Here is a 21,989-nt window from a genome sequence, read left to right on the forward strand (position 1 = left end):
GAAATAAAGTGAATGATGTAATGGATGTGATAAAACAGGAAAAGCTTGTATCAATCATCAGGCTGGAAGGTGCAGACCATGTCGAAGAGGTAGCTAAAAGTCTCTACCAGGGCGGCATCAAAGTGATCGAAGTCACGATGAACACGCCAGGTGCTTTGGAAGCAATTCGTAAAATCAATGAAATGCCGGAGCCGATTTTAGCTGGAGCGGGAACCGTTTTAGATGCTGCTTCCGCAAACGCTGCAATCCGTGCGGGGGCCAGTTTTTTGCTGGCTCCTACCTTGAATACGGAAACCATTATAATGGGTAGCCGTTATGGTGTACCGGTAATTCCGGGAGTGATGACGCCTACTGAAGCGTTGACAGCTTATGAGGCTGGTGCCCGTATGGTCAAGGTTTTTCCAGTCCGTTCGCTCGGACCGGCTTTTGCCAAGGATCTCAAAGGACCTTTACCACAAATAGAGTTAATGGCAGTTGGTGGCGTTTCAGAAGAAAATGCGGGAGCATTTTTTACAGCTGGCTGGGATGCCATCGGTATAGGAGGTTCTCTGGTGAATTCTAAGTTAGTCAAAGAAAAGCAGTTTGACGTGATCGAAACAGCAGCCCGGAAATTGGTAGAAGCAAGAGACAAAGCGGTTAATTCTTAGCAATAGAAAGTGAGGTGGGACACTTTGCATAGCATATTTATCGACACAGGAACCACCAACTCACGAATTAGGCTGTTGGATGAATCGAATGGAAGTATTCAAGATACATGGAAGCTAGCGGTCGGGGTGAAAAACTCAGCCGTCGAGGGGTCTAATCAAACGTTGAAGAAGAAATTGGCGGAAACCATCAAACAGCTGCTGGAAGAGAATCGGCTACAACCAGATGATATCAGCTACATAGCTGCTTCCGGTATGATCACTTCAGGACTGGGTCTTCATGAGGTTAACCATGTTGAAGCTCCGGCATCGTTAGCTGATTTTGCTTCTAAGTCAGAAATAGTTCGGGAGAAAGAATTTTATTCGATACCGACAGTGTATATCACCGGTATGAAAAACAGGGTTAACGATGATCGGCTTGGTGGGCCGCTATCCATTAATCCATATGATGTGATGCGCGGAGAGGAAGTGGAAACGTTTGGCCTGCTGCACCAGATAAAACCGGAAGGAAACGGTCTGATGATTTTGCCTGGTTCTCATACCAAGTATGTGTTGGTTGATGACCATAACACCATCCGTTCTTGTATGTCGACACTAGGCGGAGAACTGCTTGAGGCTGTAAGTAAGCAAACTATCCTTTCAAGTTCCCTGGAAAATCGGTTAATAGAGAATGTTGATGCCGAAAAATTGGAGCAAGGTTTTCAGGCGGCATCTTCCTACGGATTGACACGGAGTTTGTATCATGTCCGATTGCTGGATTTATTTACCGGCTGGAGCAGCAATCAGCGTGCTAACTACCTGGCTGGTGCAGTCCTTCATGAGGATGTACAGGCCCTCCATGCTGTTGATCAAGAAGATTTCGAGCTCGACTGGGTGATAGTCGGCGGTTCTAATCCGCTGCGGACAGCATTTTACCAGCTGCTTACTGCCCATTTTTCAAGCTGGAATGTCATAGAAGCAACGGATGAACAGGTGGATCATTCGCCTGTCGCAGGTGCCAGGGAAATCGGTTCTATAAAATTTTCGTTGTCTGATTAATAGAGGAGGAATCATGATGAAGATAACAGATTTTGAATTGTTTCAAGTGCCGCCACGCTGGCTGTTTTTGAAAATCAGCACAGATGAAGGCATCGTTGGATGGGGAGAACCTGTGATCGAAGGAAGAGCACACTCCGTAAAAGCGGCAGTAGAGGAATTGATGGAATACTTAGTCGGAAAAGATCCACTGCAGATTGAAGACCATTGGAACGTGATGTACCGGGCTGGTTTTTATCGCGGAGGTCCGATTTTGATGAGTGCCATCGCAGGCATCGACCAGGCGTTATGGGATATAAAAGGAAAATATCACAACGCCCCGGTTCACCAGCTAATGGGAGGGCGCTGCCGGGATACCATCAAGGTATATTCCTGGATTGGCGGCGACCGGCCCTCTGATGTGGGAACAGCTGCCAAACAGGCAATCGATACAGGATTCACCGCTGTGAAAATGAATGGGACGGAAGAATTACAATACATCGATTCCTATGAAAAAATTGATGAAGCTGTCGAACGGGTGGCTGCAGTAAGAGAGGCAGTGGGAAACGGAGTCGGCATCGGAATCGATTTTCACGGCAGGGTACATAAACCCATGGCGAAGATTTTGGCCAAAGAGTTGGAAACCTATCGTCCGATGTTCCTTGAAGAACCAGTCCTGTCGGAAAATGAAGAAGCATTCAAGGAAATTGCCCGGGCTACCCACATTCCGATTGCAACAGGTGAGCGAATGTTCTCCCGCTGGGACTTTAAAAATTTATTGGCCGCTGGCTATGTTGATATTATCCAGCCTGATTTATCGCATGCAGGAGGTATAACCGAATGCAAAAAAATTGCCTCGATGGCAGAAGCATATGATGTCGCACTGGCCCCGCATTGCCCGCTAGGCCCAATCGCCCTGGCAGCATGTCTCCAAGTCGATGCAACCTCCCATAATGCTTTCATTCAGGAGCAAAGTCTTGGCATTCATTATAATAAAGAGAATGATATTCTGGATTATATCAAGGACCGTAGTGTGTTTGCTTATGAAGATGGCTATGTCGCTATACCGGACGGTCCCGGTCTCGGCATCGAAGTCGATGAAGATTATGTGCGTCAGCGGGCTGAAGAAAGCCACAACTGGCGTAACCCTGTTTGGCGCCATAAGGATGGCAGCCTTGCCGAATGGTAACATACTTGACCTGAACATTCAGGAGGATAGTCTCACTGCAGCAATGTTTGCTGCAGTGAGTTTTTTGTATCCATAGATTAGAAATGGATAATGCAAGACACGTGGTAGATTTTATTTTCTTTGATGGGCAGAGAACGTCATAAAAAGGAAAATGGTTGCTAAATAGAAAGAAAAGTTGGTAAGATATAAGTAGTTAGTTCACTCGACAAACAAAGATCACTCTTATTTTTGTAAGCGGTTTCTGTAAAGGGAGGTAACTTGGCTTTAAATTAATCTATTAAAAGGGAATTTCGGGAAGTTACTGGCTTTATGCACGATAAAGAAAAAACCTAACAAAGCGAAATAGACTAGCAGACAAGCACACCATGAAATCCAACCTACTGTATTGAAGTGGATCCGGTGTGTTTTTTATTGTTGGAAGAGAGGAGATAGCATATGAAAAAAGCGCTGATTTTTCAAGGCGGATGGGAAGGTCACGAACCTGCAGAGGTTGCCCGAATACTAGCGGATATACTGAAGGAAGAAAACTTTGACGTAAAGGTGTCTGACACATTGACTACATTGGAAGAGGACGACTTAAGTCGCTATGATTTGATCGTTCCGAATTGGACGCAAGGAGAAATTACAAATGACCAGCTAACCCCTCTGATGGAAGCTGTAGCATCAGGGACAGGGCTTGCGGGTCTGCATGGCGGGATGGGCGACTCTTTCCGAATGGCGACAGATTACCAATTCATGGTCGGTGGTCAATGGGTTGCCCATCCTGGCAATGATGGAGTAAAGTATAGCGTCCATATCAAGGATAAAAACAATCCGCTGACGAAGGGAATGGAGGATTTTACTGTCGTTTCGGAACAGTATTACATGCATATAGACCCGGCGGTTAATGTCCATGCAGTCACTACATTTCCGGTGGCAGATGGCCCACACTTAAGTAATGGAGAAGTAGACATACCGGTTGTATGGACGAAGATGTGGGGAAGTGGAAGGGTATACTACTGTTCTTTAGGACATGTAGCAGAAATTGTCCGGATGCCGGAAGTGATGACACTCATGCGAAACGGGTTTAACTGGTCTGCTAGACAATAGGGGAAGGGAAAGTGATTCGGATGGAAAAATTGTCAGCTGGAATCATTGGCTGTGGCAACATCAGTAGTATTTATTTTGAGAATTTGAGAATGTTTGATGTAGTGGAAGTGACTGCTTGTGCCGACTTGGATATCGAGCGAGCGAAGGCGAGGGCGGAGGAGTATCATATTCCACATGCCTATACACCGGAGGAACTCCTATCGGATCCTTCCATAGACATTGTCATCAATCTGACGATTCCAGCTGTTCATGCCGAAGTGGCACAAAAGGGCCTGCAGGCTGGAAAGCATGTCTACGGAGAAAAGCCGTTTGCCGTCAAAAAAGAAGACGGCAAGGCAATCTTGGAAACAGCCAGACAAAAAGGACTGTATGTTGGCAATGCACCTGATACGTTTCTGGGAGGGGGCCTGCAGACTTGTCGCAAGCTGCTTGACGACGGCTGGATTGGCAAACCCGTTTCTGCTTCTGCGTTTATGATGGTACCTGGACACGAACGATGGCACCCAGATCCGGCTTTTTATTATCAGGAGGGCGGGGGTCCGATGTTCGATATGGGCCCATATTATCTGACAGCATTAGCTTTCCTATTAGGTCCGGTTAAGAGGGTGACGGGATCGGTCAATATAACTTATCCGGAAAGGACGATTACAAGTCAGCCGAGATATGGCGAAAAAATTAAAGTAGAAACGCCTACCCAGATAAACGGGGTGATGGATTTTTGCAATGGAGCAGTTGCGTCAATCATTACTAGTTTCGACACCTGGCACCATCAGCTGCCTCATATCGAAATTTATGGCACGGAGGGGAGCATAGTTGTTCCAGATCCCAATACGTTTGGTGGTCCTGTTTATCTTCGGCGTCATGATCACAGCGAGTGGACAGAAGTGCCACTGAGCCATGGGTTTACAGAAAACAGCAGGGGAATTGGTGTGGCAGAAATGGCTCATGCTATTCTGACGGGGAAAGAACCGCAAGCAAATAGCAGACTTTCCTATCACGTTCTGGAAGTAATGCATGGTTTTCTTGAGTCATCCAAAAAGGATCAGCACATTTATATGACTAGCAGCTGTGATCAGCCGGATGTACTCCCGACGGGTATTTCAAAGCAAAATTTTGATGCGGTTATGACTAGAGAAGGCGGTAGATGATAAAATAAGGAAGAACCCGGACATTTCTTTGACGATTGTGGTGGACAAGCCTGATCTGCAAGGGTTCTACATGATTTGTAGCTTTCGTCCAGGCGATTATCCTTTTTCTTCTATAGGAAACAGAAAATGAAAAAGCAGTACAACGGATTCCGTTTAGGCCGTTGCACTGCTTTTGTTAACGATTTAAGCACCTTTACTTTGCAAATCCACCTTGAAAAAGTTTTCGACAGAGAAAGCTGCGACTCCAAGTGCAGCAGAATGGGTGGACAACTCGGAAAATTGAATTTGTAAGTCCTTTTGTTGAAACCAGAGCGTTTGGTTGACCATTCTGTTGATCAACGGGTCGCGCAGCCATTTTTTTGCCGAAGCCATCCGGTTGCCGATAATAACCTGTTGCGGATTGAAAATATTGATAATGTTGTTTAATCCGACACCTAAATAATCGCCAATCTGTTCAAAAAGTCTGATCACCTGTTCTTCGCCATCATCAGCCATCTCGGAAAGATTTTCAAGGGAGGGCTGTTCCGTTCCATCTGTTAGTTTAGCAGCATTCCTTAGCAGTGCCTGCTCGGAGGCGTAAAGCTCCCAGCAGCCTTTATTCCCGCAACGGCATTCTTTACCATCGACTTCAATGGTCATATGACCGAGTTCACCGGAAAAACCGTTGTTCCCTTTATAGAGAGAACCATTCAGGATTAATCCGACACCTATCCCGATCCCTGCACTGATATAAATGATGTCCTCTAAATCTTTTCCTGCTCCGAATTTCTTCTCTCCATAGGCACCAGCATTGGCTTCATTTTCAATCACAACCGGTACCTGATACTTCCTTTCGAGTACTGCCTGCAAATGAATATTTTTCCACCCTAAATTTGGGGCGAGCAGAATTTCCCCTGTATTGCTGACAGTCCCCGGAACACCTACTCCGATTCCGACGATTCCATAGGGGCTTGGCGGTGCGGCGTTGATCAAGTAGTCAATCATGTCAAACAGCTTCGCTTTGATTTCTTCATAAGTTAATGCCGTGTAGGATTCCCGTTTTTCATCAATAATATTGCCTTGCAAGTCGGTCAATACTCCTAACAGATAATTGACACCGATATCAATACCGATGGAGTAGCCGGCAAGCTGGTTGAACAGCAGCATTACCGGTCGTCTGCCACCGCTTGATTCTCCAGGTCCTGACTCTGAAATCATTTGTTCTTCTAGTAATTCACTTACCAAGGAGGAAACCGTTCCTTTATTCAAACCAGTGATGTTAGCGGTTTCAGCCCTGGAAATAGGGGAATGATCTTTGATGGTTTCCAGGACAAGCGATTTGTTTCCTTTTTTTACTACATGTTGGTTCCACGTCTGATTTATTGTCGTTTTCATGTCATCATCTCATTCTTCCTTTTCTTTTCAGTTTATCACATTTCCATAAGAAAAATAAACTTAGTTTATTCAGTAGACAAACAAGGTTAGTTTTGGTATGATTGATTTCAGAAGTTGTTAATATTTAGAAATGAGGGGGTTTACTAATGGTAAAAAAGAAAGCGGTTTCACTAATATCTGCTGCTTTTGCTTCTGTTCTACTGTTGGCTGGCTGTTCTGGTTCCGGGGATTCTGCAAGTGGCAATTCTGATGAAAAAACGATTGAATTCATGCACTTGTGGCCGGAAGGGAGCTCAAAGGATCACTACGAGATTGTAAACGAAATCATTTCCGAATTTGAAGAGGAAAATCCAGATGTCACCGTGGATTTAGAGGTGTTAAGCAACGAACAATATAAAGATAAGATTAAAGTGTTGTCATCTTCTGGAGAACTGCCTGACGTCGGGATGACATGGCCGGCAGGATACTTAGAACCATATGTAGAAGGAGAAATGTTTTCTCCGCTTGATGAGATACTGGATGACGGCTTGAAGGATGAATTCGTTTCAGGCACTACTGAAGCCTACCAGGTAGATGGGAGTACTTACGGACTTCCACTGGAACTCAATATTGCAACCGTTTTCTATAACAAAGCGATTTTTGATGAATACGGACTGGAGCCGCCAGAAACGTATGAGGAGTTCCAAAGTGTCGTGGACACACTTGTAGAGAATGGTGTCGCTCCTGTCGCATTGGGCAACAAAGACCGTTGGACAGGTTCCCTTTGGTACATGTATCTAGCTGACAGGATCGGCGGTGCTGATGTATTGAACAAGGCAATCGATCGTTCCGGCAGCTTTGAAGACCCTGCATTAGTGGATGCAGCAGCAAAGACTCAAGAACTAGTGGACAATGATGCATTTATCAATGGGTTTAACGGCCTTGCAGATGAAGAAGCGAAAAGCATGTTTATGAATGAACAGGCTGCCATGTATTTAATTGCCACTTGGGATCTGCCAAACTATACAACCAATGAAGATGTGCCGCAGGAATTTAGGGATTCAGTAGGATTTTTTAACTTCCCGACTGTTGAGGGTGAAGGGGATATGAATAGCTTTGTAGGAGGACCTGGTGTCGGATTGTTCGTAGCCGAGGATTCGGATGTGAAAGAAGAATCGATGGAGTTTGTTAAATATTTCACTGAAAACTGGGGCGAGAAATCCGTTACACAAGCTGGCGTTATTCCTGCCACAAAAGTGAATCCGGATGAAGTAGATTTGCCGGATATGTATTTAGACGTGTTGGATGAGTTGAATAATGCTTCCAATATCACCTTGTTTGCAGATGTTCAAATGAGCCCGGATGTTGCCGAAGTACATCTTGATATGATTCAGTCCCTATTTGGTGGTGAAGTGACGCCAGAAGAATTTGCCAAACAGCACGAAGAAGCACTTTCGAAAGAAGAATAAGCACACTGACAGACATGGCCTCTCCGAGACACGGGGAGGCCTTTTTAACAAGGTCGGAAATCCTATGCGTGAGTGTTACGGAGAAAGAAAATAAATAGGTACTCAAACTTAGTTCATCCACTAGACAAACGAGCTGGAGTCTGCTATTCTGAAAAAGAATCAAGTAAGCGATTACATGTTTGTTTTTGTGAAGTGACATAAAGGGGAAAAAAGTGCTTACAAGGCAAGGGGCAAGCGGATGACATGACTGCTGGTGAAGACGCTGAACGATGGTTTTTCTGCTATGTGTGTTTCCTGTCTATTTATTAAAAAATAGGGGTTGAATGTGATGAACAAAGTGATGTCCAACAAGTTGATGATTGCGCTGTATGTACTGCCTGCGCTTTTGTTGATTGCCATATTGATATTTATTCCGCTGATTCTTACCGGATATTACGGGCTTATGGATTGGAACGGAATCGGGAAAATGGAATTTATCGGACTGGAAAACTACTTAAACGGCCTTCAAGATCCAAAGTTTTGGGAAAGTGCCTATCATTCTTTTTTGTTGGCCGTGTTCTCTGCACTCAGCCTCATTATTTATTTGGCCATCTCGCTTATCTTAGCTTCTAAAATAAAAGGTGCAGACTTTTTGAGAAAAATATATTTGATACCGATGCTGTTATCGTCGGTTGCAATTGCACAATTATGGATCAAAGTCTACAATCCGAACAATGGAATCCTGAACAGTATTCTGACAGGGTTGGGAGTAGAAAATCCTCCTGCGTGGCTGGCGGAACCATCCATTGTGCTTTATGCGATTTTTATACCGATTCTTTGGCAGTACGCCGGATTCTACATACTAATTTACTATGCTGCTTTAAAAAATATCCCAGAATCATTGATTGAAGCGGCTAAAATTGACGGAGCTACTCCGATGCAGATTGCTTATAAGATCAAATTGCCGCTAATCATGGGAGTCATAAAAGTAACGATCGTTCTGGCAATCGTAGGCTCGCTAAAATATTTCGATCTTATTTATGTAATGACCGGCGGAGGACCGAACGGGGCTAGTGAAGTAATGGCTTCGTATATGTATAAATTGGCTTTCTCCACCAATGAATTCGGCTATGGAAGTGCAATTGGATTCCTGTTGCTCATTATCACGCTGATTGTCACAGTCATTATTCGTAAACTGACTGCTTCGGACGATGAATTACAATACTAGGAACCAAAGGAGGAACAACTGATGAACCGCATTGGATACACCGTTCTTTATGTTTGTCTAGGGCTCGTTGCTTTGTTTCAAATATTCCCGATTGTCTGGCTTTTCTTGTTTTCCTTGAAGGACAATAGAGAAATATTCTCCGGTTCCCCATTTGCACTCCCAACAGAACTGAAATGGGAAAACTACGCAAAGGTTTGGGAAGGCGGAATCGGTGTTTACTTTTTCAACAGTGTATGGATAACCGGTCTTGCTATTATCCTCACAGTCCTGCTTGCGAGCATGGCTACCTTTGCCATCACAAGAATGCATTGGAAATGGAGTGGTTTCGTACTCGGACTGTTTATGGTGGGTTTGATGATCCCGATTCATTCTGCATTGATTCCGTTATTCAGCATGTTTCTTAATGTCAACTTGATTGATCATCCGCTTTCGATTGTAATTACCTATACGGCATACAATTTGCCAATAACGATGATGATTTTACTGGGCTTTTATTATACATTGCCTCGTGAAATTGAAGAAGCTGCCATTATCGACGGGAGTTCCATCCATCGGCTGTTTTTCCAGATTATCCTGCCGATGACGATACCGATTATGTCGACGACCGTCATCATCAACATGATCTATAATTGGAATGAATTCGTCTTTGTTAATACATTCATCAGTTCGGATAAATATAAAACCCTTACAGTTGGGATTCAAAATTTCATTGGCCAGTATATGACTGATTGGGGAGCAATTGGCGCAACACTCATCATCAGTGTCCTGCCCATTCTGTTGGCATTTATCTTTTTCAGCAACAAAGTTGTTGAAGGGATTTCTTCCAGTGCGGTGAAAGGCTAAAACGAACAGGCAGGTTCTTTTCAGAAATGACGAGACTGAGACACAAACCATCGTGAACCAATATACAAACCGAGCGTTTCCAATTCGCTCGGTTTATTTCATTAGAAGAAAGTAACCCTTCTCCTCACTTTTTTTATGCAATTTTTCACTCCGGCAAGGTATTACGCTTTCCGTTGGCACGGCTTCAGCTAACTTGGCAAATAATATCGCTTTGGCAAGTGGATCTTCAGCTCGCGCTCGTCCCACTGGGTATGTGTACCTTGCCACCGTTGGCTGGAGGTACTTTCTCTTATGGCATGATTTCCGAGTGGTCTATTGTCGTTATGGGTAGAAAGCGAAGTTACATAGTCCTTTTATGTATATGTCCGCTCCCCTCCCATTTCCGAAGAATGAACGCACCTCATATGCTGATTTTTAGTCTTCATCACTGTTTGGGATCACAATCAGCTAATAGAAGAATAGATTCTATTCGTCTGTTCTTGATCATGTGGAAATCAGACCACGAAAACGTAGCGAAGGCAAGATACGGAGACTCCTACGGGAACAGCACGAGCTGAAAATCCCGCAAGAAAGCGGTTGGTGCTTTCTGAGGAAGTTAAAGCCGTGCCCGTGGAAAGCGTAGTATCTTGCCATAGCGATACGAAACACGCATCAAACAACAGGATAAAAGAAAGTTTATCTAAAGAACACAAAAACCAAATGAGTTCGATTGGCGTTTTTAAACCGTTTGGTTTTTGCTTTGGTGGTCATGTTTTTGTCCCGATCTCGTTTATCGTATTTTGATTCTATAGGTAGATAGTTTGTTACGGCCCTTCGATGTAACAAGCTAATTGAACACCATTTTATCGAAATCAGAGATTAGAAGGGTTCTATTACTTGCTAGCGGGGGAGTCCATATTCCATATTAATCTGCAAAACTAATGAAAGAATGCAACGCTAAGCTTAGTGTATTCGGTATGTCAGACCATGTTATGGTGACTTTGCAGCTAATTTGCGGAAAGCATGCATGCTCATCCACATCGTGATAAAGGCATAAACACTGCCTCCAAAAATGAAAAACAAAGCAGGAAGGTATCGCATCAGGATAAACATGCAGGTTAGGCAAACAACGATAAAGAAAGTAGTGACTGGGTTGACTAACATAATGAGAAAAGTATGACGCAGCAATCCTCCAATTTTTAATTCAAAATGGACAAAAACAGGGAACAAATAGAAGAAGTAAAATAAAACCAATAACATGAAGGAAAACAACGGCACGTAGGTCCATTTCAACTCCGTTGATTGAATGAATTGAATGTCTATAAAAATCAGTACAACAATCAAGCCTATCCACAATCCGAGCAAGTTGGACTTCCAAAAATCTTTTTTATAATAAGACAAGAAAGTAGTCGTTACAGGGAGAGAGCTTCGTCCTAGCAGCCATTGCCGTATCAGAGCGAACATGGCAGTGGTCGCCGGAAACAAGCCGAAAAGTACACCACCAACAAGGGTGAAGAAGATCCACAATAGATTGATATAGGCGAAGCGGGTGATCCATTCCAATATGTTGTAAAGAGTTCCTCCAGGGTGCATGTGCGTTCCTCCTCGAAGTACGTAGACTTTTTCTACCAAAATAACCAACTTTCTTTCATTATCTCAAATTCGGCATCATTTAGCCTGCATAAAACCATTATAAACTTTGTTTATTTAATAGACAAACTAAATTGATATTGCTATAATCAAGTATGAAAGCAGTTACATTTTTAGGGCAACTACATACTATGCTGCTTTGGGCTCTCAAAGAAGGATAATCCTGTTAGTTGTCTTTTCATTCATTATTAGTTCATTGATAATAGGAGGTTTTCGGAATGGCTTATTTCACGGACATCAACAAAATCAATTTTGAAGGGGCAAAATCAACGAATCCATATGCCTTCAAGTACTACAACCCTCAAGAAGTTGTCGGCGGTAAAACGATGGAAGAATATTTGCGCTTTGCGGTGGCATATTGGCATACCTTTACCATGGATGGTTCTGATCCATTTGGTGCGGGAACAATGGTACGCCCATGGGATCAATACAGCGGAATGGATCTGGCGAAAGCACGCGTAGAAGCTGCTTTTGAATTTTTCGAAAAGTTAGGGGTTCCTTATTTCTGCTTCCACGATGTCGATATTGCCCCAGAAGGCAGTACATTGAGAGAAACGAATAAGAATCTTGATACCATCGTAGCGATGATCAAGGATTACATGAAAGACAGCAAAACAAAGCTGTTATGGAATACAGCAAACAATTTTACCCATCCACGGTTCATTCATGGGGCTGCATCTTCGAATAATGCGGATATTTTTGCTTTTTCTGCTGCGAAGGTGAAAAAGGGATTGGAAATTGGCAAAGAGCTTGGTGCTGAAAACTATGTGTTCTGGGGTGGAAGAGAAGGTTATGAGACCTTGCTGAACACCGACATGAAGCTGGAAATGGATAACCTTGGTCGCTTTTTCCATATGGCCGTCGATTATGCTAAGGAAATTGGATTTGATGCCCAGTTCCTTATTGAGCCAAAACCGAAAGAGCCTACGACCCATCAATATGACTTCGATGTGGCGACAGGCTATGCATTCCTGCAACACTATGATCTACAAGATCATTTTAAATTTAATATCGAGGCCAACCACGCAACCTTAGCCGGACATACATTCGAGCATGAGTTGCATTACGCTCGGGTCAACGGGATGCTTGGATCTGTAGACGCCAACCAGGGCGATCCATTGCTTGGCTGGGATACAGATGAATTTCCGACAGACTTGTACTCTACTACACTGGCAATGTACGAAATTATCAAAAATGGCGGACTGGGCAAAGGCGGACTCAACTTTGATGCAAAGGTTAGAAGAGGATCATTCGAACCTGAGGACTTGTTCCATGCACATATTGCCGGAATGGACAGCTTTGCTGTCGGCTTAAAAGTCGCACAAAAGCTGCTCGATGACAACGTGCTCGAAGGTGTACTGGAGGATCGCTATAAGAGCTATACCGAAGGAATCGGCCAAGACATCGTCAATGGAAAGACAGACTTCCATAAGCTGGAGGCACACGTACTTGATAAGACAGAATTTAAGCATCAATCCGGCCGTTTAGAAAAAATCAAAACAACGATCAACCAATATTTGTTACAAACTTTTGCTGACCAATAATATAGAAGAGATCCAATGTCCGAAGCGAGGTGGAAACCGATGAAATATGTCATTGGTGTCGATTTAGGAACCAGTGCAGTAAAAATTTTGCTGGTCGACCAGCAGGGAAACGTCGCGCATGAAGTATCGAAATCTTATCCCTTGATTCAGGAAAAAACCGGATACAGTGAACAGGAGCCGGAAGTATGGGTGGATCAGACAGCCGCAGGGTTGTCTGATCTGCTGCAGGAAACGGGTATAAGTCCAGAAGAAGTGGAAGGGATCAGCTTTTCCGGACAGATGCATGGCCTGGTACTGTTGGATGAAAAGAATCGAGTGCTGCGACCTGCTATCTTATGGAACGATACGCGGACGACGGAGCAATGCAAAAGCATTTATCGGCAGGTGGGTGAAGAGAAGCTGCTGAGTTTAACGAAAAACCCGGCATTAGAGGGGTTCACGCTGCCGAAATTGTTATGGGTAAAACAAAACGAACCGGACATTTATCAGCGGGCTCATAAATTCGTGCTTCCGAAAGATTATTTACGTTACAAAATGACTGGTGAGTTGCATATGGAATATTCCGACGCAGCCGGAACCCTCCTATTAAATATTAGCGAGAAGCAGTGGAGTCCGGAAATTTGTGAAGCGGTAGGGATTGACGTGGATTTATGTCCTCCGCTAGTCGAATCCCACGCGGAGATTGGTACGATTACGGAAGACTTTGCCGAAAGGACCGGAATGCATGCTGCCACGAGAGTTTTTGCGGGTGGAGCGGACAATGCATGCGGGGCGATAGGTTCCGGCATATTGGAGGACGGAAAAACACTTTGCAGTATCGGAACTTCCGGTGTCGTCCTGTCTTATGAACAAGGACCGGAAAAGGACTTTAAGGGAAAAGTCCACTATTTCAATCATGGAGCAGAAAATGCTTACTATACCATGGGAGTCACTTTGTCTGCCGGTTACAGTTTAAGCTGGTTCAAAGAAGTCTTTGCCAGTGACGAAGACTTTGACGATTTACTTGCAGATGTGGGGTCAGTCCCCGTTGGAGCCAATGGTTTGCTGTTCACTCCTTATTTGACAGGAGAACGGACACCACATGCGGATGCGGCTATTCGAGGGAGTTTTATCGGAATGGGCAGCTCACATCAGCGCTCAGATTTTGTGCGGGCCGTTATGGAGGGAATCACGTTTTCTTTGAATGAATCGATCGATATTTTCCGGCAGAGCGGCAAGCAAATCGATACAATCGTTTCCATCGGCGGTGGAGCAAAGAATGAAGTGTGGCTGCAAATGCAGGCCGACATATTCGATGCGAAGATCGTTAAGCTTTCCAGTGAACAAGGTCCCGGGATGGGGGCCGCCATGCTCGCAGCTTACGGATGTGGTTGGTTTGACTCCCTTGCAGACTGTGCCGATCACTTTTTAAAAGAGGCAGCATCCTATGAGCCGAATCAGGAAAATGTGCAACAATATCGTGAGCTGTTCCTGCTATACAAATCAATATATAAGCACACTGCGGACATAAACCATGAATTAATGCGCTATCGTAAATAAAATGGTTCAAAGCCGGCTTGTTTAGCTGGGGGCTGTCTGGAGTTATCCCGGCAGCCTTTTTATATACAAAACTTCATCCATTGTTAAATGTGTGGATAAAAGCTAACCATTGCTTGTCGTGGTCAAACAGGAGAAGTTTTCGTTTCTTGTTGGTTTGTATCCCTTTCTTCATTGGAACTTTGTAGCAAATATAGAAACTTACATGCTGGAACCTCTGTCCTATATTAATTTTCCATTAAATAGGGTATAATAGAAACAGAATCAGAAAGGGGATTAGATTATGGCTTATTATAACAACAAGAAAGAACCAGCCCCGGAAGTAGAAACAAATATTTGGTCTTGCACAAGCGAGGACTGTGCAGGTTGGATGAGAGAAGACTTTACGTTTGAAGAAACCCCGACTTGTCCGCTATGCCAGTCAACGATGGAAAAAGGAACAAAAACATTACCACAAATTAAGTAATACCGGGCTGACTAATCATTGGAAAGCCGGGTTTATTTAATTCGCGGGAAGCTCAAGTTGTAAGGAATAAGACTGCCTAAGAACCCCAGGCAGTCTTATTTCTTTTTTTACGAAGACAATAGTTAGAATATTTGTAATAAATAGTTATCGTTTGATATACTCTATATAGAGAAATTGCCCCAAGAGATAGACCTCAAAATTGAAAGCGATTACAATTCGAGGAGGTTGTGCCATGAAGTATGAAGCACCGAATACCAAGGGAGCAGTCGTGAATTTTAAAGAGCGGTATGGCAATTTCATCGGCGGAGAATGGAGAGAGCCGGTCAGTGGAGAGTATTTCGATAATGTTAGCCCGGTAACGGGAGAAGTTTTTTGCCAGGTGGCCCGTTCGTCAAAAGATGACGTTGAGCTGGCATTGGATGCCGCTCATGCCGCCAAGGACAGCTGGGGGAAAACATCACCTGCGGAACGGGCTGTGATACTTAACAAAATCGCAGATCGTATGGAAGAGAATTTAGAAAAACTAGCGGTCGCCGAAACATGGGATAACGGAAAAGCGGTAAGGGAAACACTTGCTGCAGATATTCCCCTAGCCATAGACCATTTCCGCTATTTTGCCGGTGTCATCCGTGCCCAGGAAGGCAGTCTGAGCCAATTGGATAATGACACGGTCGCTTATCATTTCCACGAGCCGCTTGGAGTGGTCGGCCAGATTATCCCATGGAACTTTCCGATATTGATGGCAACCTGGAAGCTTGCACCTGCATTAGCGGCAGGAAATGCTGTCGTTTTAAAACCAGCGGAACAGACACCAGCGTCCATTCATGTTCTGATGGAACTTATTCAAGACCTGCTGCCGCCCGGGGTAGTTAACATTGTCAATGGTTTTGGCGTGGAAACCGGAAAACCACTGGCGTCGAGCAGCAGAATAGCCAAAATTGCTTTTACTGGAGAAACGACAACGGGGCGCCTGATTATGCAATATGCCTCGGAAAATATTATTCCGGTTACATTGGAGTTAGGCGGAAAGTCTCCTAATATCTTTTTTAAAGATGTAATGGATGCTGAAGACTCCTTCCTTGATAAATCGATTGAAGGATTTACCATGTTCGCACTCAATCAGGGCGAGGTTTGCACCTGTCCTTCGCGCGCGCTGGTTCACGAATCAATCTATGAGCCGTTTATCGAACGGGCTATCAAGCGGGTAAAAGAGATTAAGATCGGTCATCCGCTGGATACGGATACGATGATGGGGGCGCAAGCTTCCATGGAACAAATGGAAAAAATCACTTCTTACCTGGATATCGGTAAGCAGGAGGGAGCGGAAGTTCTTGTCGGGGGTAATAAAAACAGTCTGCCCGGCGAGCTCGCAAACGGATACTATGTCGAGCCAACCATCTTTAAAGGCAATAATAATATGAGGATTTTCCAAGAAGAGATTTTTGGACCGGTTCTGTCTGTCACTACTTTTAAGGATGAGGAAGAAGCCCTTCGGATTGCCAATGACACACTTTATGGACTTGGTGCCGGCGTCTGGTCCCGGAACATCAACACGGCTTACAGGTTTGGCCGTGAAATTGAAGCAGGACGGGTGTGGACGAATTGTTATCATCAATATCCAGCCCATGCAGCCTTCGGCGGCTATAAAAAATCGGGTATTGGCCGAGAAAATCACCGGATGATGCTAGATCATTACCAACAGACGAAAAATTTGCTGGTTAGCTATAGTACGGATCCAGCAGGCTTGTTCTAAACGTATCTGCCAAGGAAAGGAGCGGGAGCCATGGTCGAGAAGGTTACGGCTACCGAGGAAGCGATACAGCTGATCGAGCGCTTAAAGAAACGTCATGGTCCATTAATGTTCCATCAATCAGGGGGCTGTTGTGATGGAAGTTCTCCCATGTGTTTTCCACGGGAAGAGTTTCGTGTCGGGAGCTCGGATGTAAAGCTGGGAATGATCCAGGATACGCCATTCTATATGTCCAGGGACCAATACGAGTATTGGAAGCATACGCAGCTGATCATTGACGTGGTCAATGGGAGAGGAGGGATGTTTTCTCTGGAAGGACCGGAAGGAAAACGCTTTTTGACAAGATCACGCGTTTTTACGGAAGAAGAACGGAAGCAACTGGCCGAGTAAAAAAGAAGCAGCCTAAGCAGGCTGCTTCTTCTGTTTACCTGTAAACAAACTGTAATAAATTGGTTGAATGCCTTCATGGAGAAGGTTTGAGGAGGTCGGCTTCTCTTGATCACTTGCAAAGGGATAAAAAACCATGTATAAAGGGGGAAGAATATTTAAGAAATGAGGCATGAGCGAATGAAGAAACTCACACTTTTACTGATGGCGCTAGTCATAAGTTTGTTAGCTGCGTGTAGTAATGATGAAGAAAATGCTCAAGAAAATGATCAGAATAGCGAACAGCAGCAAGCTCAGGAGGAACTGGCTAAACAACAGCAGGAACAACAGGAGCAAATGGAAGCACAAAAAGTGGACGAGGCTGAACCTGTCGTCGTAGTAAATGGTGAAGAAATCAAGGGTGATGCCTTTAACGAAGCACTGCCACAGGCATTTTCCTCTTTAATGTCTAGCGGCCAGGATACAAGCGATGAGGAACTGGTAAAACAGCAAACGATAGATATGCTGGTCAATCAGGAATTGGTCATGCAAGAAATTGAAAAGCAGGAAATAGAAGCACCAGATGAGCAAGTGGATCAGTCACTTGAAGAATATAAATCTCAATTCGAAGATGAAGAACAATATAAAGCTTCCCTTGAAGAAAATGGTGACACGGAAGAGGATTTGCGTGAATCGTTAGCACAGCAAGTTAAAATGCAAGTTTATTTACAAAACGAAGTTACCGAACCGGAAGTAACCGATGAAGAAGCTAAGGAATATTATGAACAACTTGCTAGCCAGCAGGAAGATATCCAGAATTACGAAGAAGTAAAAGACCAAATTAAAGAGCTGCTCGTACAGCAAAAACAGAACGAGGAAATCAGTGAACTGCTAGCACAATTGAAAGAAAATAGTGAAGTAGAAACAAAAATATAAATGAAGCAAAGCCCCCTTCGAATTCGACGGGGGCTTTTGTTATGGTTGAGTTTGGCTTTTACCGAATTAAAGGGATTCCCTCTTTTTGAAACCGCTCGTTAAGACGATGGGCGAAATCAGGAGCTTGAACATTGTCGCCATGGATACAAACGGTATCCGCATGAATCGGAATGGTTTTGCCGGTATTCGAGGTGACCGACTGAAACTTGACCATCTGGATCACTTGGTCAATGGCCTGTTTTTCCTCTGTGATCAAAGCATTTGGCTCCCGTCTTGGTGTCAACGTTCCATCATCCCGATACGTACGATCTGCAAATACTTCATGCGCCACCGTCAATCCTGCTTGTTCACCTGCTTGTGCCAATTTGCTGCCGGATAGGGCGAAAAGAGTTAAATCAGGATCAAAGTCAGCAACTGCTTTGGCTATGGCATCGGCAATCGATTGGTTTCTAGCTGCTTCGTTATATAAAGCGCCATGTGGCTTCACGTGTGAAAGCCTGGTGCCATAAGCTTGAACAAATGCCGATAAGGCACCTGTCTGATAGAGGATCAATTGATACGCCTCATCGGGTGTCACCTGCATGTTGCGGCGACCGAAGCCGTTCAGGTCAGGAAGGCCAGGATGGGCACCGATTTTCACATGGTGATCGATACAAAGCCGGACCGTTTCGGCCATCGTTGCGGGATCACCAGCGTGGAAACCGCACGCAATATTGGCAGATGTGATCGAGTGAATAACCTTCTGATCATTTCCGATAGTATATATTCCAAAACTTTCTCCCATATCACAATTAATATCGACTGCCTTCATGCTTCCATCTCCCTCCATTTTCTTTCAGCCATGTTTATTAGTAAAGACAATTCCCGGTTTGTATGTTCCCATTCACGAATCGCTTCTTCCAAACTTGTTTTTTGAAAAAAGATAGGTTGTCCCGGTCTTACTTGACTTAATGCCGGCAGGTCTGTTTGGATGACTTGTCCGATTTTAGGGTATCCGCCTGTCGGTTGACTTTCAGCCATTAAGATGATCGGCTGGCCGTCCGGAGGGACTTGTATCGTACCGAATCCTGTCGCCTCTGTAATTAAATCTCCTTCTGTTCTTCGTACAAGCGGAGTTCCTTGCAAGCGATAACCCATGCGATTGGACTGCGGGGTCGATTTATAAGCAGAAGAAGTGAAAGCTGACAATGATTTCCCGGTAAACCACTCGTATTGTCTGCCTTCCAAAAAGCGAATGGTCGTTTGGAAACCAGTTATATAGGTGAACAACTTTGGACTTAAGCGCCAAGGAATAGACTCCATCTTTGTTGGGGTTTGAATGGGTATCGTGTCCCCGGCCTTCAGCCTGCTGTGAAAACGGCCGCCTAATTGATCCTTCAAGGAGGCACTCTTGGAACCAAGGAAATCGGGGATATCAAAACCGCCTTTGACTGCCAAATAACAGTGAAGTCCCCTGCGGGCGGTCCGGAGTTGAAGGGTATCTCCTGATTTAACGTTAATTGGTTTGCCAAGTTGTACAGGTTTCTCATTGATTTTCGCCGCCATGTCAGCACCGGCCAAGGCAATGATCACACCGTCTTCAAACGTTATACTCGGTCCGACATAACTCATTTCCAGTACCGCTTCATCCGGATGGTTATGGACTGCGATATTCGCCAATGCAGCTGCCCTGCTATCCATCGCACCGCTTACAGAAAATCCGACTGCCCGGTAGCCGAACCGGCCGGCATCTTGAATGGATGTTTGTAATCCTTCCTCGATTATCCTTAATGCCATGATGCATCCTCCTGTCTCAGGTATTCCTCTTTGCTTATCGGATAAAATCGGATTTTATCTCCTGGCTGCAACAACGTCGGATTGCTATTGCCGAGGCGTAAAAGCGGTTGGGGGGTTCGACCGATTATTTGCCAGCCACCTGGTATGTCAATCGGATATACCCCAGTTTGTTCGCCGGCGATCCCAACAGAACCTGCCCGGATTTTTCTGCGAGGAGCCTTTTTCCTTGGAGTGGCGATAGCCGGGTCCAGTCCTCCCAAAAATGGAAAACCAGGCGCAAACCCGATGAAATAAATATGGTAATCCTTGTTCGTATGTTTTTCGATTACCTCTTCCTCGGATATGCCGTTATGTGCAGCGACATCCGTGATATCGAGGGCAAATTCCTCATCATAACAGACTGGCAGTTCCACGGTTTTGGTTTCCAGCTTGTGTGGGGAATCTGGAAAGGCGATTTCTTCGATCAAATGGCAAGTTTGTTCATAGGATTGGACGCCGCCACCAGCGGCAAGCGGATTATAATACACGGCCAATGTCGTGTACGCAGGCACCGCTTCGATAAAACCAGAAAAAGGTTTCACTGCCAACCTTGCTGCCAGCTGGTGGATAAACATATTTTTTTCAATGGAGGCTGGTTCTCCAAAATCAAGCAAAACAGCGGATTCACTAAGTGGAAAAAAGGTCCACTTAGGTTGAAAAAAATCCAATATCGTCACCTTCTTAGTTTACATGTCTTTTAACTAGTTTAACGCAAGCGGGTAGGGAGGTTAAGGGAGAAGCCTTTTCAAGAATGGTAAAAAGCAGGCTTTTCATAAGCCTGCTATTCTGGAGTCGAACTGTCGTCCTCATCAAGGAGGTCTTCAACTAAATTATAAATCGATAATATTTCATATAAAATGATGATTTCCGCAGTGAAAAACGTTGGACTATCCTTTTCTTGAGGGTCTGCTGCATCCTTTTTGCTTTTCCAAAACTGGGTCATTAAGGATTGGATTTGTTTACGGTGCGTATCCCGGCTGAATTTGTCGGGGTTTTTCAAGGCTGCCACCAGGCTTTCCACAGTCTGCATTACTTTTTCCTTCTCCTGATCTGTCCATAACAAGGTATGGAGGGGAGTATTGATCAAATTTCCGATATGGTAATGGATCAGTCGTAAGGCAGAAAGCTTTTCTTGCTCGCTATAGAAAACTTTTTTTGATTGTTCATCGAATCGATGGTATTTTGACTCCTCTTTTTGAAAACGTATCAACATCTCGGTTTTATCTAGTTTTTTCTTTAACTGCGCAAAAGTATCACGAATCTGTTGTTGGTCTGGTTTTTGTTCCGCCAACGTAGCCTTCAGGATATTTTCCAATTCTATGCCGGTTGTCCTGGCCATGGAATGGATATTATTGAGAATCAGCTTGGAATAATTGGGCGGAAATACAAACAAATTGACAGCCGTAGAGACCAAAAGTCCAATAGAGGTGGTTCCCAGCCGGATTATGAAGGAAATGAGAAAGTTGCTGTGAATCACTTCGATCATCGCCACTGATGTCAGGGTCGCTACTAGCAGTCCCGAATGCAGTTTTAATTTGAAACAGGTAACGATCGTACATACAGCAGCTGCTGTATACGTAATCGGGGAATTTCCGAACAGGAAAATAAACAAGACAGCATACGCTGATCCAATGGCAGAAGCAGGGAAACGGATCATTCCTTTTCTGATTGAATCGGCTGCTGTCGGCTCAATGGTGACAATGGCTGTTATGACAGCAAAAACAGCTGGCCAGTTCAACCACTGGCAGATTAATGAGGTCAAAAATACAGCGATCCCTGTTTTGATAATACGTCCGCCGAAAAACCTGAATCTTTTCATCAACAATGCACCCTTAATTCCTATAATAAGTAAATTATAGCACACCAACAAAAAATCATTCATGAGCCATAATGGAAAAGCGGGGGTCAGTCCCCCAACCAATTAGAGCGATAAAGCGATTGTGTGGTAATGTGGTGGGGGACTGACCCCAGTACGATGCCCTACGTATGTG

20 protein-coding genes are annotated in these 21,989 nt (G+C 44.4%); 14 read left to right on the plus strand and 6 right to left on the minus strand.

Going from position 1 to position 21,989, the window contains the following annotated elements:
• Nucleotides 1-8 precede the first annotated feature (8 nt).
• The 5 genes from BN1067_RS08805 to BN1067_RS08825 all read left to right on the plus strand — a co-directional run bounded on the left by BN1067_RS08805 (nucleotide 9) and on the right by BN1067_RS08825 (nucleotide 5,084).
• Nucleotides 9-647, plus strand: coding sequence for a bifunctional 4-hydroxy-2-oxoglutarate aldolase/2-dehydro-3-deoxy-phosphogluconate aldolase (locus BN1067_RS08805; protein WP_234400657.1), 639 nt, complete (start codon nucleotides 9-11; stop codon nucleotides 645-647).
• Nucleotides 648-671: 24 nt separating this feature from the next.
• Nucleotides 672-1,682 (plus strand): 2-dehydro-3-deoxygalactonokinase, encoded by a 1,011-nt coding sequence (locus tag BN1067_RS08810; protein WP_053218499.1) that lies wholly within the window; start codon nucleotides 672-674, stop codon nucleotides 1,680-1,682.
• Nucleotides 1,683-1,698: 16 nt separating this feature from the next.
• The gene (gene dgoD, locus BN1067_RS08815) at nucleotides 1,699-2,847 is read left to right on the plus strand and encodes a galactonate dehydratase (protein ID WP_053218500.1); all 1,149 of its coding nucleotides are present in this window, start codon (nucleotides 1,699-1,701) and stop codon (nucleotides 2,845-2,847) included.
• 435 nt (nucleotides 2,848-3,282) lie between these two features.
• Nucleotides 3,283-3,936, plus strand: coding sequence for a ThuA domain-containing protein (locus BN1067_RS08820; RefSeq protein ID WP_053218501.1), 654 nt, complete (start codon nucleotides 3,283-3,285; stop codon nucleotides 3,934-3,936).
• Nucleotides 3,937-3,956: 20 nt separating this feature from the next.
• A complete protein-coding gene (locus BN1067_RS08825) occupies nucleotides 3,957-5,084 on the plus strand; it encodes a Gfo/Idh/MocA family protein (RefSeq protein ID WP_053218539.1) in 1,128 nt (375 codons plus the stop codon).
• 183 nt (nucleotides 5,085-5,267) lie between these two features.
• Here the strand turns inward: BN1067_RS08825 and BN1067_RS08830 are convergent, their stop codons facing one another.
• The gene (locus tag BN1067_RS08830; protein WP_053218502.1) at nucleotides 5,268-6,458 is read right to left on the minus strand and encodes an ROK family transcriptional regulator; all 1,191 of its coding nucleotides are present in this window, start codon (nucleotides 6,456-6,458) and stop codon (nucleotides 5,268-5,270) included.
• 146 nt (nucleotides 6,459-6,604) lie between these two features.
• Between BN1067_RS08830 and BN1067_RS08835 the strand changes: the two genes are divergently transcribed.
• The 3 genes from BN1067_RS08835 to BN1067_RS08845 all read left to right on the plus strand — a co-directional run bounded on the left by BN1067_RS08835 (nucleotide 6,605) and on the right by BN1067_RS08845 (nucleotide 9,956).
• A complete protein-coding gene (locus BN1067_RS08835) occupies nucleotides 6,605-7,906 on the plus strand; it encodes an extracellular solute-binding protein (RefSeq protein ID WP_053218503.1) in 1,302 nt (433 codons plus the stop codon).
• A gap of 328 nt (nucleotides 7,907-8,234) precedes the next feature.
• On the plus strand, nucleotides 8,235-9,113 hold the full coding sequence (locus BN1067_RS08840; RefSeq protein WP_053218504.1) for a carbohydrate ABC transporter permease: 879 nt from the start codon (nucleotides 8,235-8,237) through the stop codon (nucleotides 9,111-9,113).
• Between the two features lie 21 nt (nucleotides 9,114-9,134).
• Complete coding sequence (locus tag BN1067_RS08845; RefSeq protein WP_053218505.1) at nucleotides 9,135-9,956, plus strand: carbohydrate ABC transporter permease; 822 nt, start codon at nucleotides 9,135-9,137, stop codon at nucleotides 9,954-9,956.
• Nucleotides 9,957-10,925: 969 nt separating this feature from the next.
• Here the strand turns inward: BN1067_RS08845 and BN1067_RS08850 are convergent.
• Nucleotides 10,926-11,528, minus strand: a complete 603-nt coding sequence (locus BN1067_RS08850) for a YesL family protein (RefSeq protein WP_053218506.1) — start codon at nucleotides 11,526-11,528, stop codon at nucleotides 10,926-10,928.
• Nucleotides 11,529-11,803: 275 nt separating this feature from the next.
• Between BN1067_RS08850 and xylA the strand changes: the two genes are divergently transcribed.
• The 6 genes from xylA to BN1067_RS08880 all read left to right on the plus strand — a co-directional run bounded on the left by xylA (nucleotide 11,804) and on the right by BN1067_RS08880 (nucleotide 18,183).
• Nucleotides 11,804-13,129 (plus strand): xylose isomerase, encoded by a 1,326-nt coding sequence (gene xylA, locus BN1067_RS08855; RefSeq protein ID WP_053218507.1) that lies wholly within the window; start codon nucleotides 11,804-11,806, stop codon nucleotides 13,127-13,129.
• Between the two features lie 39 nt (nucleotides 13,130-13,168).
• Nucleotides 13,169-14,668: a xylulokinase gene (gene xylB / locus BN1067_RS08860; RefSeq protein WP_053218508.1), complete on the plus strand. Its 1,500-nt coding sequence runs from the start codon at nucleotides 13,169-13,171 to the stop codon at nucleotides 14,666-14,668.
• A 280-nt stretch (nucleotides 14,669-14,948) separates the two neighbouring features.
• The gene (locus BN1067_RS08865) at nucleotides 14,949-15,131 is read left to right on the plus strand and encodes a cold-shock protein (RefSeq protein WP_053218509.1); all 183 of its coding nucleotides are present in this window, start codon (nucleotides 14,949-14,951) and stop codon (nucleotides 15,129-15,131) included.
• A 232-nt stretch (nucleotides 15,132-15,363) separates the two neighbouring features.
• A complete protein-coding gene (gene adh / locus BN1067_RS08870) occupies nucleotides 15,364-16,884 on the plus strand; it encodes an aldehyde dehydrogenase (protein WP_053218510.1) in 1,521 nt (506 codons plus the stop codon).
• Nucleotides 16,885-16,914: 30 nt separating this feature from the next.
• Nucleotides 16,915-17,271: a DUF779 domain-containing protein gene (locus tag BN1067_RS08875; protein ID WP_053218511.1), complete on the plus strand. Its 357-nt coding sequence runs from the start codon at nucleotides 16,915-16,917 to the stop codon at nucleotides 17,269-17,271.
• A 177-nt stretch (nucleotides 17,272-17,448) separates the two neighbouring features.
• Nucleotides 17,449-18,183, plus strand: coding sequence for a SurA N-terminal domain-containing protein (locus BN1067_RS08880; RefSeq protein WP_053218512.1), 735 nt, complete (start codon nucleotides 17,449-17,451; stop codon nucleotides 18,181-18,183).
• Between the two features lie 58 nt (nucleotides 18,184-18,241).
• Here BN1067_RS08880 and BN1067_RS08885 read toward each other — a convergent pair whose 3' ends face one another.
• The 4 genes from BN1067_RS08885 to BN1067_RS08900 all read right to left on the minus strand — a co-directional run bounded on the left by BN1067_RS08885 (nucleotide 18,242) and on the right by BN1067_RS08900 (nucleotide 21,817).
• Entirely contained in the window at nucleotides 18,242-18,994 is a 753-nt protein-coding gene (locus BN1067_RS08885; RefSeq protein WP_053218513.1) for a 5-oxoprolinase subunit PxpA, read from the minus strand.
• Nucleotides 18,991-19,959: a 5-oxoprolinase subunit C family protein gene (locus BN1067_RS08890; RefSeq protein ID WP_053218514.1), complete on the minus strand. Its 969-nt coding sequence runs from the start codon at nucleotides 19,957-19,959 to the stop codon at nucleotides 18,991-18,993. The genes BN1067_RS08885 and BN1067_RS08890 overlap by 4 nt, the downstream gene beginning before the upstream one ends.
• The gene (pxpB, locus tag BN1067_RS08895; protein WP_053218515.1) at nucleotides 19,950-20,666 is read right to left on the minus strand and encodes a 5-oxoprolinase subunit PxpB; all 717 of its coding nucleotides are present in this window, start codon (nucleotides 20,664-20,666) and stop codon (nucleotides 19,950-19,952) included. Before pxpB ends, BN1067_RS08890 begins: the two co-directional genes overlap by 10 nt.
• Before the next feature lie 113 nt (nucleotides 20,667-20,779).
• Nucleotides 20,780-21,817: an aromatic acid exporter family protein gene (locus tag BN1067_RS08900; RefSeq protein WP_053218540.1), complete on the minus strand. Its 1,038-nt coding sequence runs from the start codon at nucleotides 21,815-21,817 to the stop codon at nucleotides 20,780-20,782.
• Nucleotides 21,818-21,989: the final 172 nt, after the last annotated feature.

This window comes from Virgibacillus senegalensis (assembly GCF_000821245.2).
GTDB classification, from domain to species: Bacteria; Bacillota; Bacilli; order Bacillales; family Amphibacillaceae; genus Sediminibacillus; species Sediminibacillus senegalensis.